The 14,203-nt window shown below is 73.4% G+C and carries 13 protein-coding genes; 2 read left to right on the forward strand and 11 right to left on the reverse strand.

The genetic code is table 11. The features are described from left to right. Nucleotides 1–7: 7 nt before the first annotated feature. From ACI8AG_RS12705 to ACI8AG_RS12725, 5 genes are read right to left on the reverse strand one after another with little or no spacing between them, the layout of a single operon-like run. Entirely contained in the window at nucleotides 8–1,045 is a 1,038-nt protein-coding gene (locus ACI8AG_RS12705; RefSeq protein ID WP_456597324.1) for an ABC transporter ATP-binding protein, read from the reverse strand. Beyond that, nucleotides 1,042–2,133 (reverse strand): ABC transporter ATP-binding protein, encoded by a 1,092-nt coding sequence (locus ACI8AG_RS12710; RefSeq protein WP_456597325.1) that lies wholly within the window; start codon nucleotides 2,131–2,133, stop codon nucleotides 1,042–1,044. The genes ACI8AG_RS12705 and ACI8AG_RS12710 overlap by 4 nt, the downstream gene beginning before the upstream one ends. Then, nucleotides 2,130–3,128, reverse strand: coding sequence for an ABC transporter permease subunit (locus ACI8AG_RS12715; RefSeq protein WP_456597326.1), 999 nt, complete (start codon nucleotides 3,126–3,128; stop codon nucleotides 2,130–2,132). The genes ACI8AG_RS12710 and ACI8AG_RS12715 overlap by 4 nt, the downstream gene beginning before the upstream one ends. Then, nucleotides 3,125–4,066 (reverse strand): ABC transporter permease, encoded by a 942-nt coding sequence (locus ACI8AG_RS12720; protein WP_456592957.1) that lies wholly within the window; start codon nucleotides 4,064–4,066, stop codon nucleotides 3,125–3,127. Before ACI8AG_RS12720 ends, ACI8AG_RS12715 begins: the two co-directional genes overlap by 4 nt. Further along, on the reverse strand, nucleotides 4,063–5,583 hold the full coding sequence (locus ACI8AG_RS12725) for an ABC transporter substrate-binding protein (protein WP_456597327.1): 1,521 nt from the start codon (nucleotides 5,581–5,583) through the stop codon (nucleotides 4,063–4,065). The genes ACI8AG_RS12720 and ACI8AG_RS12725 overlap by 4 nt, the downstream gene beginning before the upstream one ends. Before the next feature lie 137 nt (nucleotides 5,584–5,720). Between ACI8AG_RS12725 and ACI8AG_RS12730 the strand changes: the two genes are divergently transcribed. Together ACI8AG_RS12730 and ACI8AG_RS12735 are read left to right on the forward strand one after the other, a co-directional pair. Continuing rightward, nucleotides 5,721–6,740: a dipeptide epimerase gene (locus tag ACI8AG_RS12730; protein ID WP_456597328.1), complete on the forward strand. Its 1,020-nt coding sequence runs from the start codon at nucleotides 5,721–5,723 to the stop codon at nucleotides 6,738–6,740. Then, entirely contained in the window at nucleotides 6,737–7,780 is a 1,044-nt protein-coding gene (locus tag ACI8AG_RS12735) for a DUF1611 domain-containing protein (RefSeq protein ID WP_456597329.1), read from the forward strand. Before ACI8AG_RS12730 ends, ACI8AG_RS12735 begins: the two co-directional genes overlap by 4 nt. Before the next feature lie 6 nt (nucleotides 7,781–7,786). Here the strand turns inward: ACI8AG_RS12735 and ACI8AG_RS12740 are convergent, their stop codons facing one another. From ACI8AG_RS12740 to ACI8AG_RS12765, 6 genes are all read right to left on the reverse strand, one after another. Beyond that, nucleotides 7,787–7,945, reverse strand: a complete 159-nt coding sequence (locus ACI8AG_RS12740) for a hypothetical protein (protein WP_456597330.1) — start codon at nucleotides 7,943–7,945, stop codon at nucleotides 7,787–7,789. Nucleotides 7,946–7,959: 14 nt separating this feature from the next. Beyond that, nucleotides 7,960–9,090 (reverse strand): class E sortase, encoded by a 1,131-nt coding sequence (locus ACI8AG_RS12745; RefSeq protein ID WP_456597331.1) that lies wholly within the window; start codon nucleotides 9,088–9,090, stop codon nucleotides 7,960–7,962. Between the two features lie 186 nt (nucleotides 9,091–9,276). Further along, nucleotides 9,277–10,491 carry an acyl-CoA dehydrogenase family protein gene (locus tag ACI8AG_RS12750; protein WP_456597332.1) on the reverse strand — a complete coding sequence of 405 codons (1,215 nt, stop codon included), beginning with the start codon at nucleotides 10,489–10,491 and terminating at the stop codon, nucleotides 9,277–9,279. Nucleotides 10,492–10,505: 14 nt separating this feature from the next. After that, nucleotides 10,506–11,363, reverse strand: a complete 858-nt coding sequence (locus ACI8AG_RS12755) for a MaoC family dehydratase (protein WP_456597333.1) — start codon at nucleotides 11,361–11,363, stop codon at nucleotides 10,506–10,508. Continuing rightward, nucleotides 11,363–12,718: a 3-oxoacyl-ACP reductase gene (locus ACI8AG_RS12760; protein WP_456597334.1), complete on the reverse strand. Its 1,356-nt coding sequence runs from the start codon at nucleotides 12,716–12,718 to the stop codon at nucleotides 11,363–11,365. Before ACI8AG_RS12760 ends, ACI8AG_RS12755 begins: the two co-directional genes overlap by 1 nt. A gap of 129 nt (nucleotides 12,719–12,847) precedes the next feature. Further along, complete coding sequence (locus ACI8AG_RS12765) at nucleotides 12,848–14,143, reverse strand: acetyl-CoA C-acetyltransferase (protein WP_456597335.1); 1,296 nt, start codon at nucleotides 14,141–14,143, stop codon at nucleotides 12,848–12,850. Nucleotides 14,144–14,203: the final 60 nt, after the last annotated feature.

Below are 14,203 nucleotides of genomic sequence, written 5' to 3' on the forward strand. Positions count from 1 at the left end.
CCGACCCTCAGGGGTCGGCGGTGACGCCCTCCGGGGTCCTCGTCACCGGCGTGCCGGCGACGCCGTGGAGGTGGCATGCGGCCAGCTGGCCGGGCGCCCCGGCCGGCTGCAGCGCCGGGTCGACGTCGTCGCACGGCTCGAAGACGTACGGGCAGCGGGTGCGGAACCGGCAGCCCGAGGGGACGTCGGAGGGCGAGGGGACGTCGCCGTGCAGCACGATCCTCTCCCGCGCCCGCTCCTGCGCCGGGTGCGGCACGGGCACCGCCGACAGCAGCGCCTGCGTGTACGGCATCTGCGGCTCGCTGCCCACGGCGGCCGCGGGCCCGATCTCCACGATCCGCCCCAGGTACATGACCGCGATCCGGTCGGAGATGTGCCGGACGGCGGAGAGGTCGTGGGAGATGAACAGCAGGGTGAGCCCCAGCTGCCGCTGCAGCCGGCGCAGCAGGTTGAGCACCTGGGCCTGCACGCTCACGTCGAGGGAGGCGATCGCCTCGTCGCAGACCAGGAAGTCCGGCTCCCCCGCCAGCGCCCGGGCGATGCCGACGCGCTGGCGCTGCCCACCGGAGAACTCGTGCGGGTAGCGCCCGGCCACCACCGGGTCCAGGCCCACGAGCTCCAGCAGCTCGCCCACCCGCGCCGCGCGTTCGCGCTTGCCCGAGCGCAGGCCGTGCACCTCCAGCGGCTCGCTCACCGTCTGGGCCACGGTGCGCCGCGGGTCGAGGGAGGCGAACGGGTCCTGGAACACCATTCCGGCCCGGCGGCGCATCTCCTTGAGCCCGCGGCGGTCCAGCGAGGTGACGTCGGTGCCATCGAAGGTGATCGTCCCCCCGGTCGGCGGCACCAGCCGTAGCAGCGCGTTGCCCAGCGTCGACTTCCCGCAGCCGGACTCCCCCACCAGGCCCAGGGTCTCGCCGCGCAGGATGTCCAGGTCGACGCCGTCGACGGCGCGCAGCACGCTCGCGGGCGCCCGGCGCAGGCCGCCGCCCCCGACGGGGAAGTGCACCTCCAGGCCGCGGGCGGAGACCAGCACGTCCTCGCTCATGCCGGGCTCCCCCCGTCCATGCCCTCGGTGCACCAGGTGGCCGCGCGGTGCGGCAGCCCCGCGCCCTTCCCCGACCCTTCGCCGGCGTAGGCGCTCGACGCGGTCGCGCCCGCCGGCCCGCCGGCCGCGGCGCGGGAGACGACCGCCAGCGGCGGCTGCTCCGTCTCGCAGCGCGGATCGGCCCGCACCGGGCAGCGCGGCCAGAACACGCAGCCCGGCGGCAGGTCGGTGGGGGGCGGCGGCAGACCCGGGATCGCGGTCAGCTCGGGCACCTCGCCGTCGGGGCCCACCGGCGCGGCCAGGTCGGGCAGCGAGCCCAGCAGCCCGCGGGTGTAGGGGTGCGCCGGGCGCTCCAGGACGTCGTCGACAGTGCCGTCCTCCACGCACCGGCCGCCGTACATGACCAGCACCCGGTCGGCGATCCCGGCGACCACACCGAGGTCGTGGGTGATCCAGATGACGCCGGTGCCGTGCTCGGCCTGCAGCTTCTCGACCAGGTCGATGATCTGCGCCTGCACCGTGACGTCGAGCGCGGTCGTCGCCTCGTCGGCGATCAGCAGCGACGGCGAGTTGCTCAGCGCGATCGCGATGACCACCCGCTGCCGCATCCCGCCCGACAGCTCGTGCGGGTAGCGGTCCAGCGCCTTCTCGGGATCGGGCAGGCCGACCTCGCGGAGCAGGTCCGCCGCGCGGGCCCGGGCGTCGGCCTTGGAGACGTCGCCGTGCGCCCGGATGCCCTCGACCAGCTGCCGGCCGATGGTGAGCACCGGGTTCAGCGAGGTCATCGGGTCCTGGAACACCATGCCGGCGCCCGGGCCGCGCACCTGGCGCAGCCGCTCGGGTGACATGGTCAGCAGGTCCTCGCCCTGCAGCAGCGCCCGGCCGGTCACCGTCGCCACCCGGGCGGGGAGCAGGCCGAGCAGCGCCAGCACCGAGACGCTCTTGCCGCTGCCGGACTCCCCGACCACGGCGACCGTCTCCCCCGCGCCGACGGTGTAGCTCAGCCCGTTGACGACGTCGGCCGGCCCGCGCGGGGTGCGCAGCCGCACCCGCAGGTCCTCGACCTCCAGCACCGGCTCGCCGCTCACTTCCCACCCCCGGCCATCAGGGTGCGCTGCCGCGGGTCCAGCGCGTCGCGGAGCCCGTCGCCGAGCAGGTTGAAGCAGAGCACGGTCAGGAAGATCGCCATCCCCGGGAAGAACGCCAGCCACCAGGCCAGATCGATGTAGCCGCGTCCCTCGGCCAGCATCAGCCCCCACGAGGGGTTGGGCGGCTGGGTGCCCAGACCGAGGAACGACAGCGCCGCCTCGGCCAGCACCGCGAACGCCAGGCTGATCGAGGTCTGCACGATGATCGGCGGCGCGGCGTTCGGCAGGATGTGCCGGGTGAGGATCCGCCAGTCCGAGGCCCCCACCGACCGCGACGCCCGCACGTAGACCTCCTCGCGCACGCCCAGCACGCTCGCGCGGGTGACCCGGGCGAAGATCGGCGTGTAGACGATCCCGATCGCCAGCGCGGTGTTGCCCGACCCGGGCCCCCGGACGGCGAGGACGGCGATCGCCAGCAGCACGGCGGGGAACGCGAAGAGCATGTCCATGAACCGCATCAGGACATCGTCGACCCACTTGCCGTAGTAGCCGGCGAGCAGGCCGATCAGGGTGCCGACGACGAGCGCGAAGCCGACGGCGAGGAAGCCCACCCGCAGCGACACCGAGGCGCCGAGGATGACCCGGCTGAGGATGTCCCGGCCGAGGTCGTCGGTGCCGAACGGGTGCTCCCAGCTGGGCGGCTGGAGCCGGTCGGTCACCGAGATCTCGTTGGCCCCCTCCGGGGCGAACGTGTCGTCGAAGAAGGCCACGACCACGATCAGCAGCAGGACCACCGAGGCGATCGCCGCCGTCGGGTTGCGCGCCAGCAGGCCGAGCGTCTCCCGCCAGCGCGGGCGGGCCGGGCGCAGCGTGGGCGGCGCCGACCGCGACTCCCGCTGCGGCGATCCGCCCGGGGGCTCCTCGGGGGCCTCCGGGCGGCGCTCGCCGCCCGGCTCCTGGTAGGGCGGCGGCCCGGGGGTCGGCTGGATGCTCATCGGCGGATCCGCGGGTCGATGGCGGTGTAGAGGAGGTCGACGACGAGGTTGATCACCAGGAAGACCAGCGCGAACAGCAGGATGGCGCCCTGCAGCACCGGGTAGTCGCGGGCCTGCACCGCCTGCAGGGCCAGCTGACCCAGCCCCGGCCAGGAGAAGACGATCTCCACGACGACCACCCCCGACAGCAGGTAGGCCAGCTGCACGCCGGTCACCGTGACCAGCGGCAGCAGGGCGTTGCGGAGCACGTGCCAGGAGAAGACCTGCCGCTGCGGCAGCCCCTTGGCCTGCGCCGTCCGCACGTGGTCGGCGCCCAGGGCCTCCAGCATGCTGGACCGGACGAACCGGGTGATCACCGAACCGGAGACCACGCCGGTCACCAACGCCGGCATGAGCAGCCGCTGGAACCAGGCTCCGGGGTCCTCGCTGAGCGGCACGTACCCGCCCGAGGGCAGCCAGCCCAGCGTCCCGGCGAAGACCAGGATCAGCACGATCCCCATCCAGAAGTCGGGCACCGAGATGCCGAACTGGCTGATCACGGTGGCGACCCGGTCGACGAGCGAGCGCGGGCGCAGCGCCGAGATCGTGCCCAGCGGGATTGCGATGAGCAGGGCGACCAGGATCGCGGCGAACGCCAGCGTCAACGTGGCCGGCAGCCGCTCGGCGATCTGGGAGGTCACCGTCTCGCCGCTGCGGAAGCTGACCCCCAGGTCCCCGGTCAGGGCCCGGCCGAACCAGCCGAAGAACTGCTCGACCAGCGGCTGGTCCAGCCCCGACCGCTCGCGGAGGGCGTCGTAGCTCTGCTGCGAGAAGCGGGTGCCCAGGGCGAGCCGCACCGGATCGCCCGGTACGAGGTGCACCAGGGCGAACACGATGACGCTCACTCCGGCGAGGACGACCGCCGACTGGCCGATCCGCCGGAGGACGTAGCCGGTCAGGGCAACTCCACGCCTTCGAAGTTGATCGCCTTGTCGGCGCGGATCTCGTACCCGGACAGCCCCGGCGCCCAGGCCTGCACGACGTCAGGGTTGTAGAGGTACACGTAGGAGACGTCGTCGACGATGAGCTGCGCCGCCTGGTCGTAGAGGTCCTTGCGGGTGTCCTCGTCGGTCTCCGTCGACGCCTCGGTGAGCAGCCGGTCCACCTCGGGGTTGCTGTAGCCCTGGTAGTTGTTCGAGCCGTCGGTGATGTGCTGCGAGTGGTAGTAGTCGAACGGGTCGATGTTGCCCAGCCAGCCGAGCATGAAGGCGTCGAAGTCGCCCTGGCTCTGCCGGTCCAACCAGGTCGCGAAGTCCACGGTCTGGACGTCCACGTTGATCCCGATCGGCTGCAGCTGGCTGGCGATGACCTGCGCGGCGGTGACGGTCTCGGGGAACTCGTCGGTGACCATCAGGCCCATCGTGATCGGCGTCTGGACGCCGGCCTGCTCCAGCAGCGCCTGCGCCTCCTCGGCGCTCGGCTCGAACGGGGCGTAGTCGTAGTAGTAGAAGCTGTCCTCGGGGATGGCGGTCTGGTTGGGCTGCGCCGCCCCGAACCGGGCCGCCTCGGTGACCGCGGCGCGGTCGATGGCGGTGGCGATCGCCTGCCGCACCTGCGGGTTGCCGAAGGGCTCCCGGTCGTAGTTCATGCTCATGTACCAGTAGTCGACGCTGGGCGTGGTGGCCAGCTCGACGGCGTCGTCGCCCTCCAGCGACTCGATCTGCTGCGGCGGGATGTTGTCGGTCCACTGCACCTCGCCGTTCTGCAGCGCGGTGAGCGCCGCGGCCGGCTCGGTGATGTAGCGGAACTCGACCCCGTCGAGCGTGGGCTCCTGGCCCCAGTACTCGTCGAACCGGGTCAGCACCGTGCTGCTCGCGTCCGAGCTCTCCAGCTGGAACGGGCCGGTGCCGACCGCCTCGGTGTTGAGGTCGTACTCCTCGGCCGCGCCCTCGGGCAGGATCGCCATGCCCTTGAAGCCGCCGATGAGCGCCGGCAGGTTGGGCGTCGGCTGGCTGACGGTGATCTCGACGGTCTGCGGATCGGCCGCCTCGACCGACTCCACGTTGGCGAACCGGTAGGAGTTGGCGAGCTCCTCGTCGATGATCCGGTTGTACGAGTAGACGACGTCGGCGGCGTCGAACTCGCTGCCGTCGTGGAACGTGACGCCCTCGCGGAGGGTGAACGTCCAGGTCAGCCCGTCCTCGCTGGTCTCCCAGCTCTCGGCCAGGCTGGGCTCCATCGTCAGGTCGTCGGCGGCCGGGACGACGAGGGTGTCGTAGACGTTCTCCAGGATCTGGAACGCCGGGTAGGCCGTCGTCGTGTGCGGGTCGAGCTTGTCGGGCTGCGCGCTCACCGCGGCCACGAGCACGTTGTCCCCGCCGCCGCCACCGGTGTCGACGCTCTCCCCACCGCCGCCGCAGGCGGAGAGGGCGAGCGCGCCGACGGCGCCCAGGGACAGGAGTCGGGTGGTGCGCACGGGAACCTCCGGGGTCGGGGCAGGTCGTCCACCTCCGACCTTGACCCCGTCGCTGCCGGCCGACAACCCGAACCGACCGCTGAGCAGGATCGTTGCCTGTTCGAGACATCCCGGCCGTGGCCCGCCAGACTCACCCCGTGGAGCTCACCTGCCGTCGCCTGACACTGCGCCTGCGCGACACGTTCACCATCGCCCGCTCGTCGGTGGACACCGAGGAGGTGCTCGTGGTCGAGGTCGCCGACGGGGGCGTCCGCGGGTACGGCGAGGGCGCGCCGGTGGCCTACTGGGGCGAGTCGGTGCCCGCGATGGCCGACGCCGTCGCCGCCGACGGGCGCGCGCTGCTCGGCGACGACCTGCGCGACCTGGAGGGCATCGCCCGCCGGCTGCGCGCCTGGGACGGCCCGCAGGGCGCGAAGATGGCCCTCGACGGGGCGGTGCACGACTGGGTGGGCCGCCGCTACGGCCTGCCGGTCTGGCGGTTGCTGGGGCTGGACGGGGTGCTCCCGCCGACGAGCTTCACCATCGGGATCACGACCGTGGCCGAGACCGCCGCCCGGGTCCGGCGCGCCCCCGGCTTCGCCGTCTACAAGGTGAAGGTGGGCGGACCGGAGGACCTCGCCCGGCTGGAGGCCATCCGGTCGGTCACCGACGCCCCGCTGCGGATCGACGGCAACGAGGGCTGGACCCTCGACCAGGCCCGCGACTTCCTGCCGCGGCTGCGCGAGCTGGGGGTCGAGATGATCGAGCAGCCGTTCCCGGCAGCCGACCTGGACTCGTTCGCCCGCTACCGCGAGTTGCCCGGCCGGCTCCCGGTCTTCGTCGACGAGGGCTGCAAGGACCTGGCCTCGGTGGCCGGCGTCGCCGGTTACGCGGACGGCATCGTGGTGAAGCTGGCCAAGTGCGGCGGCATCCGCGAGGCCCACCGCATGATCGCCGCGGCGGCCGCGCTGGACCTGCGGGTGATGCTCGGCTGCATGATCGAGTCGCAGCTCGGCATCGCGCAGGCCGCCCAGCTGGGCCCCCTCGCCGATCTGGTCGACCTGGACGGCCACCTGCTGATCAGCGACGAGCCGTTCACCGGCCTGGGCTTGCGGGACGGGCGGCTGGTGCTGCCGGACGCACCGGGGCTCGGGCTCGTCGCGGAGGATGCGACGTGAGCGCCGAACGGCTCGCCGTCCTCACCGGTGGCCAGCTCGCGGAGTCCTACGCCAAGACCGCCCACGGGGTGCTGCGCTACGGCGCCCGCGAGGTCGTGTGCGTGATCGACGACGTCCACGCCGGGCAGCGGGCGGTGGACGTCGTCCCGTTCTGCGCCCGCCCCGTGCCGGTCGTCGCCGACGTCGCGGCGGCCCGGGAGCTCGGCGCGACGACGGTGCTGCTCGGCGTGGCCCCGCTCGGGGGCCGGCTGACCGACGCCTGGCGGCGGACGCTGCTCGCGGCGCTGCGCCTGGGGATGCACGTCGAGGCGGGGCTGCACAGGGATCTGGGCGCCGATCCTGAACTGGCGGCGGCCGCCCGGGCGGCCGGGGTCCGGATCCGGGACCTGCGGGCGGTGCCGGACGACCTCGGGGTGCCGCTTACCGGGCCGGTCGGGGCCCGGGTCGTGCACACGGTGGGCTCGGACTGCGCGATCGGGAAGATGAGCGTCGTCCTGGAGCTCGACCAGGCCGCGCGGGACCGCGGGCTGCGCTCGGTGTTCGTGGCCACCGGGCAGACCGGGGTCGCCATCTCGGGGTGGGGCATGGCGGTGGACCACGTGATCTCCGACTTCGTCGCCGGCGCCGCCGACCGGCTGGTGCGCGAGGGGGCGACCCGTGGTGACCTGCTCTGGCTGGAGGGCCAGGGCTCGATCCACCACCCGGCCTACTCGGGAGTGACGCTCGGCCTGCTGCACGGCTCCTCGGCCGACGCGCTGGTGCTGTGCCACCGGGCCGGGCGCACCGCGATCGCCGACTACCCGGGCACCGCGCTCCCGTCGCTGGGCGAGATCGTGCGCGGCTACGAGCAGGCCGCCGGGTGGGTGCGCCCCGCGCGGGTCGCCGCCGTCGCGCTGAACACCGCCGGGCTGGACGACGCCGACGCCCGGGCCGCGGTCGAGGCCGCCGCGGCGGAGACCGGGCTGGTCAGCGACGACGTCGTCCGCTTCGGCGCGACCCGGGTGCTCGACGCCGTGCTGAGCGCGCTCGACCGGGGGTGAGCCGGGTCAGCCGTCGACGGTGACGTCGTTCCAGGGCAGCTGCGGCTCCACCCAGGGGAAGACGACGAAGAGCAGCAGGGCGCAGACGGCGAGCGCCAGCACCAGCGCCTCCAGCGTCTTCACGCCCCTCCCGCCGGGCAGGGAACGCCAGATCCAGCCGTACATCGCAGCCTCCTCGGTCAGCTCTCGCGCAACGCCGGCGGGCCGTCGGGCATCTCCGCCTTGGGGATGCCCGCGCCGTCGAGCTCCGCGTGGATGATCAGCCGCTGCTTCGCGGAGAACCGCGGGTGGCAGGTCGTGAGCGTGAGGTAGGAGCCCGTCGGCCCGACGGCGACATCGGCGTTCGGCGTCGGGGCGATGACCGAGACGTCGCTCGGGCTGACGATCTGCATGCCGGGGATCCCGCTGGGGTCGGCGTCGACGTCGCCGGTCGCCGGGTCGCCCAGCACCCGGTACACGAACCAGGTGTCGGCGGTCTCCACGACGATCGGGTCGCCGGCGCGCATCGCGTCCAGCTCCAGGAAGGGCGAGCCCTTGCCCACGCGGTGGCCCGCCAGCGCGACGTTGCCGGGCTCACCGGGCATCGCCGTGTCGGCGTAGTGGCCCGGGCCCTGCGAGAGCTCGTCCTCGGTGGTCCCCTCGAGGATGACGCGCGCATAGTCCTCGCCCAGCCGCGGGATCCGCAGGACGCCGAACGCGTCCCCGATCTCCACCTGGACCAGGCCGGCGTCGGCGGGGCCGTCCTCCCAGCGCTCCTGCAGCTCGGCGCTGAGCTGGCCCTGCCGGCGGTCGGTGAGCAGGTCGGTGACGTACACCTCGTAGACGACGAACAGGAGCAGCACCAGACCGGCCGTCACGAACAGCTCGCCGATGCCGCGGGATACCACCTGCCACCGCGGTTCGCGGCGCCGGGGGCCGCCGGCGGGCTCCTCGCCGTCGTCGTCCCACGACGGGTCGTCCCAGGACTGGTCGTCCCACGACTGGTCGTCGTCCCAGGAGCCATCGACCGAGGAGCCGCCGTCCGAGGGGATGTCGTCCCAGGACCCGTCGTCCGAGACGAGCTGGTCCCAGTGCTCGTCCCACGGCCCGTCGTCCCACGGGCGTTCGGCCGAAGGGTCGTCGGCGACGGTGCCCGCCGGGCTGCCACCCGCGGCCGGGAGCGCGCCGTACCGCGGCGCGGCGGCGCGGCTGGGCACCGGCGGTACGGGCGGGCGACCGAGCACCGGCACCACGTCGGGCTCGGCGACGCGGTCCCACCGCTGCGTGGGACGGGTGTCGTCCTCGCGCCGTCCCCGGTCCGGGTCCGCCATACTGTGCCCCCGGTCGTCGGCCTGCTATGCACGCCCGTGGCGCGCCCCGCCAGATGCTAAGTGACGGAACGAGTGCTCAGCGTGATCCGACGCGCCGTGCCGGGTGACCGTGTGCGCGGATCGGCAAGGAATCGGGCCCGGACCTGCCCCTTCGCGCACACTGATCGGCCGGGGCGGCGACGCGCGTCAGCGGATCTGCACGCCGGAGATCGTGCGGGCGATGACCAGGCGCTGGATCTCCGAGGTCCCCTCGAAGATGGTGTAGATCTTCGCGTCCCGCGCCATGCGCTCGACGGGGTAGTCGCGGGTGTAGCCGTTGCCGCCGAGGATCTGCATCGCCTGCTCGGTGACCCGCACCGCGGTCTCCCCGGCGACGAGCTTGGACATCGAGCCCTCGGCCGCGGTGAACTGCTGCCCGTTGCGCGCCATCCACGCGGCCCGCCAGACGAGCAGGCGGGCGGCGTCGATCCGCGTCCGCATGTCGGCGAGCTGGAAGGCGATCGCCTGGTTCTCGATGATCGGCCGGCCGAACTGCACCCGCTGCTTCGCGTAGTCCAGCGCGTAGTCGTAGGCGGCCCGCGCCACCCCGACGGCCTGCGCGCCGACCGCCGGCCGGGTGCGCTCGAAAGTGGCCATCGAGGGCTGGGTGCGCCCGCTCTTCGCGCCCTCGCGGGCACGGGCGAGGCGCTCCTCCAGCCTCTCCCGCCCGCCGAGCAGGCAGTCACCGGGGATGCGGCACTCGTCGAGCACGACCTCGGCCGTGTGCGAGGCGCGGATGCCGTGCTTCAGGAACTTCTGCCCCTGGCTGATGCCCTTCGTGCCCGGCGGGATGACGAAGCTGGCGTGCCCGCGCGCCTTGAGCTCGGGGTCCACGACGGCGGTGACCACGTGAATGTCGGCGATCCCGCCGTTGGTCGCCCAGGTCTTGGTGCCGGTCAGCACCCACTCGTCGGTCGCCTCGTCGTAGACCGCCCGCGTCCGCATGGCGCCGACGTCGGACCCGGCGTCGGGCTCAGAGGAGCAGAAGGCGGCGACCCTGGGTTCGGCTTCCGTGCCGAACATGGCCGGGATCCACTGGCCGACCTGCTCGTCGGTGCCGTTCGCACGCACCGAGGCCGCGGCCAGCGTGGTGCCGACGATCGCCAGCCCGATCCCGGCGTCACCCCAGAAGAGCTCCTCCATGGTGAGCGGGATGCCGAGGCCGGACTCGTCGAACCACTGGGTGGCGAAGAAGTCGAGCGAGTAGAGCCCGATCTTCGCCGCCTCCTGCAGGACCTCCCAGGGGAAGTCCTCGCGCTCGTCGTACTCGTGCGCCGCCGGGCGGACGACGTCCGCTGCGAACTCGTGCACCCACTTCTGCAGCTCGACCTGGTCCTCGGTGAGCTCGAACGAGACGGCCATGGCGGCGGACTCCCTTATCGAAGCGGGCGGATGGTCGCGACGAGGTGTTCGGTGCCGGACTTCGCGTTGCGGACGGCAGCATCCCAGCCGCCGTCGGCCTGCGCGGTGGCGAGGGTGACCGTCGAGGGCAGGAAGAGCGGCTTGCGGAAGGCGACGTCGACGCCGAACGCCTCGGGCAGCCGGTTGCCCACCGCCGCCAGCACGCGGGCCTTCACCCACATGCCGTGCGCGATCGCGCGCTTGAAGCCGAACGCCTTCGCACTGAGCCCCGAGAGGTGGATCGGGTTCACGTCGCCGGAGACCGTGGCGTACCGGCGGCCGGCGTCGGCCGGGACCCGCCAGGTGGCGACCGGGCGCTCCAGGCCCCCCACCGCCACCGTCACATCGCTTTCCGGTGCACCCTCGGGAGCGCTGGCTCCCCGCGCCAGGTACGTCGAGCGGCTCCGCCAGACCTCCTCGCCGCCGGCCGAGACCGACGCGCACAGGTCGACCGTCGCCCCGCGTGGATGGCGGGCGAACCGCTCCGCCCACACCTCGAGGTCGAACTCCTCGGTGACGCCGACCGGCCGCAGCACGTCGATCCGGTTGCGCACGTGCACCAGCCCGGGCAGGGCGAGCGGGAACGCGCGGTCGGTCATCAGCGCCGTCTGCAGCGGGAAGGTGAGCACGTGCGGGTAGGTCGCCGGCAGCGAGTCCGTCAGCGGGAACCCGCAAACGCGCGCGTAGTCGGCGAGGTGCGCGCCGTCCACCGCCACCCCGGTGCGCGCCAGCCGGGTGTCGGGCAGGTCGCCTCCCCGGCCCCGCGCGGTGAGCGCCGCCTTCGCGAACAGCGCCGCCATGTTCGGCGGCCCGTCGAGCTCCGTCGTCGCCATCAGGCCCCCAGCATCGACTGGCCGCAGACCCGCACGGTCTGCCCGTTGACCCCGGCGCTCGCCGGCTGCGACAGCCAGGCGATCGTCTCGGCGACGTCGACCGGCAGCCCGCCCTGCTGCAGCGAGTTGATCCGCGAGCCGATCTCCCGGGTGCCGAAGGGCATCTTCGCCGTCATCTCCGTGACGATGAAGCCCGGGGCGACGGCGTTGATCGTGGCGTTCCGGCCGGCGAACTCCGGCGCCCAGGCGCGCACCATGCCGATGACGCCGGCCTTGCTCGCCGCGTAGTTCGTCTGGCCGCGGTTGCCCGCGATACCCGACTGCGAGGAGACGCAGACGACGCGGGCACCGGGCCTGAGCGCGCCCTCGGCGTCCAGCAGCGCCTGGGTGATGTCCAGCTGCGCCTGCAGGTTCACCGCCATCACCGAGTTCCAGCGCGCGGCGTCCATGTTGACCAGCAGCTTGTCGCGGGTGATCCCGGCGTTGTGCACGACGACGTCGACGCCGCCGTGCCGCGCGACGAGCTGCTGCACCAGCCGCGGGCCGGCGTCCTCGGCGGTGATGTCCAGCGCCACGGCGGTGCCGCCGATCTCGTTCGCGACCTTCGCCAGCTGCTCCCCCGCGGCCGGGACGTCGACGGCCACCACGTGGGCGCCGTCCCGGGAGAGCACCTTCGCGATCGCCGCGCCGATGCCACGCGCGGCGCCGGTGACGACGGCGACCTTGCCGGCCAGCGGCTTCTCCTCGTCGGGGTTGGCCGGGACGTCGGCCGGCGAGACGGTGAGCAGCTGCCCGTCGACGTATGCCGAGCGGCCGGAGAGGAAGAACCGCAGCGGGCTCGCCAGCGACGCCTCGGCGCCCTCGGGGACGAACAGGGCGTTGGCCGTCGACCCGTTCAGCAGCTCCTTGCCGATGGAGCGGACCAGTCCGTCCACCGCCTGGCGGGCCGCCGCCTGCGCCGGGGAGCCGGCGTCCGACGGCGGGTCGGCCAGGACCAGCACCCGACCAGAGGCGCGCAGCCGCTTGATCGCCGGGGCCAGGAAGTCGTGTGCGCTGGCCAGGTCGGCCGGGCCGGTCAGCCCCGTCGCGTCGAGGACGACCGCGCCGAGCTTCTCGCCGTCGGTGCCGCCGTCGGCGGTGACCGGCGACTGCACCGTCGCCCCGGCGTCCCGGAGGACGGCGGTGACCGTGTCGCGCAGCCGGCCCTGGCCGGCGGAGCCGACCACCACCGGCCCCGGCAGCAGCGGCTGCCCGGGCTCGTAGCGGCGCAGCTCCGCCGGCCGCGGCAGGCCGAACTGCTTGGTGATCGTGGTGCCGAAGCCGGAATTGGCGAAGTTCGTGTACCAGTCAGCCATCGTTCAGTGCCTCCAGGAAGGGGATCGGGAGCGCCTGCCCACCGCTGCGGCCACCGGAGCGGACGTGCAGCCGGGCCGTGGCGCGGCTGCACGTCCGGTCGTGCGGGTGGAGCCGGCGAGTGCGCGAGGTCAGGACTCGAGGATGGCCACGACGCCCTGGCCGCCGGCGGCGCAGATGGAGATCAGGCCACGCTTGCCGGGGCCCGCCTCGTGCAGCTGCTTGGCCAGCTGGGCGACGATCCGGCCGCCGGTCGCGGCGAACGGGTGCCCGGCCGCCAGGGACGAGCCGTTGACGTTGAGCTTGGTCCGGTCGATCGAGCCCAGCGGGGCGTCCAGGCCCAGCTTCTCCTTGCAGTAGGCCGGGTCCTCCCAGGCCTTCATCGTCGCGAGCACCGTCGAGGCGAACGCCTCGTGGATCTCGTAGAAGTCGAAGTCCTGCAGGGTCAGCCCGTTGCGGGCGAGCAGCACCGGGACGGCGTAGACCGGCGCCATGAGCAGCCCCTCGCCGCCGTGCACGTAGTCGACGGCGGCGGTCTGCGCGTCGACGAGGTGCGCCAGCACCGGCAGCCCCTTGGCGTCGGCCCACTCGTCGGAGGCCAGCAGCACGGCCGAGGCGCCGTCGGTGAGCGGGGTCGAGTTGCCCGCGGTCATCGTGGCGTCCGGGTCGCCCGTGCCGAACACCGGCTTGAGCTTCGCCAGCTTCTCGACGCTGGAGTCCGGGCGCAGGTTGTTGTCGCGGGCCAGCCCGAGGAACGGCGTCACCATGTCGTCGAAGAAGCCGCGGTCGTAGGCGGCGGCCATGCGCTGGTGCGAGCGGGCGGCGAGCTCGTCCTGCTCCTCGCGGCCGATCCCCCACTCCTTCGCGGTGATCGCCGCGTGGTCGCCCATCGCCAGGCCGGTGCGCGGCTCGGCGTTGCGCGGGATCTCCGGGGCGATCATGCCCGGGCGGATCCGGCCGAGGACCTTGAGCCGGTCCTGCCAGGTCCTGGCGTTGTTCAGCGCGATGAGCACGCGGCGCAGGTCCTCGCTGACCGCGAGCGGGGCGTCGGAGGTGGTGTCGACGCCACCGGCGATGCCGGACTCGATCTGCCCCAGCGCGATCTTGTTGGCGACGAGGATCGCCGCCTCCAGCCCGGTGCCGCACGCCTGCTGCACGTCGTACGCCGGGGTGGTCGGCGAGAGCTTGGAGCCCAGCACCGACTCGCGGGTGAGGTTGAAGTCGCGGGCGTGCTTGAGGACGGCGCCGGCCACCACCTCGCCCACCGACTCGCCCTGCAGCCCGAAGCGGGCGACCAGCCCGTCGAGCGTGGCGGTGAGCATGTCCTGGTTCGACGCCTGCGCGTAGGCGGAGTTGGACCGCGCGAACGGGATCCGGTTGCCGCCGACGATCGCGGCCTTGCGGGTGGCCGGGTTCTGGGTAGCCATCGGGACCTCCGAAGTCGGGTGGGACTGGCCGGTACCAACAGTACCCGGTACCGTGGGTTC

This window comes from Blastococcus sp. SYSU DS0552 (assembly GCF_054050815.1).

What these genes read in the sequence shown, in the direction of transcription:
- ACI8AG_RS12705 (WP_456597324.1), bottom strand. Translation starts at nt 1,045, where the DNA reads ATGAGCGAGGACGTGCTGGTCTCCGCCCGCGGCCTGGAGGTGCACTTC.
- ACI8AG_RS12715 (WP_456597326.1), bottom strand. Translation starts at nt 3,128, where the DNA reads ATGAGCATCCAGCCGACCCCCGGGCCGCCGCCCTACCAGGAGCCGGGC.
- ACI8AG_RS12740 (WP_456597330.1), bottom strand. Translation starts at nt 7,945, where the DNA reads ATGTACGGCTGGATCTGGCGTTCCCTGCCCGGCGGGAGGGGCGTGAAG.
- ACI8AG_RS12745 (WP_456597331.1), bottom strand. Translation starts at nt 9,090, where the DNA reads ATGGCGGACCCGGACCGGGGACGGCGCGAGGACGACACCCGTCCCACG.
- ACI8AG_RS12750 (WP_456597332.1), bottom strand. Translation starts at nt 10,491, where the DNA reads ATGGCCGTCTCGTTCGAGCTCACCGAGGACCAGGTCGAGCTGCAGAAG.
- ACI8AG_RS12755 (WP_456597333.1), bottom strand. Translation starts at nt 11,363, where the DNA reads ATGGCGACGACGGAGCTCGACGGGCCGCCGAACATGGCGGCGCTGTTC.
- ACI8AG_RS12760 (WP_456597334.1), bottom strand. Translation starts at nt 12,718, where the DNA reads ATGGCTGACTGGTACACGAACTTCGCCAATTCCGGCTTCGGCACCACG.
- ACI8AG_RS12765 (WP_456597335.1), bottom strand. Translation starts at nt 14,143, where the DNA reads ATGGCTACCCAGAACCCGGCCACCCGCAAGGCCGCGATCGTCGGCGGC.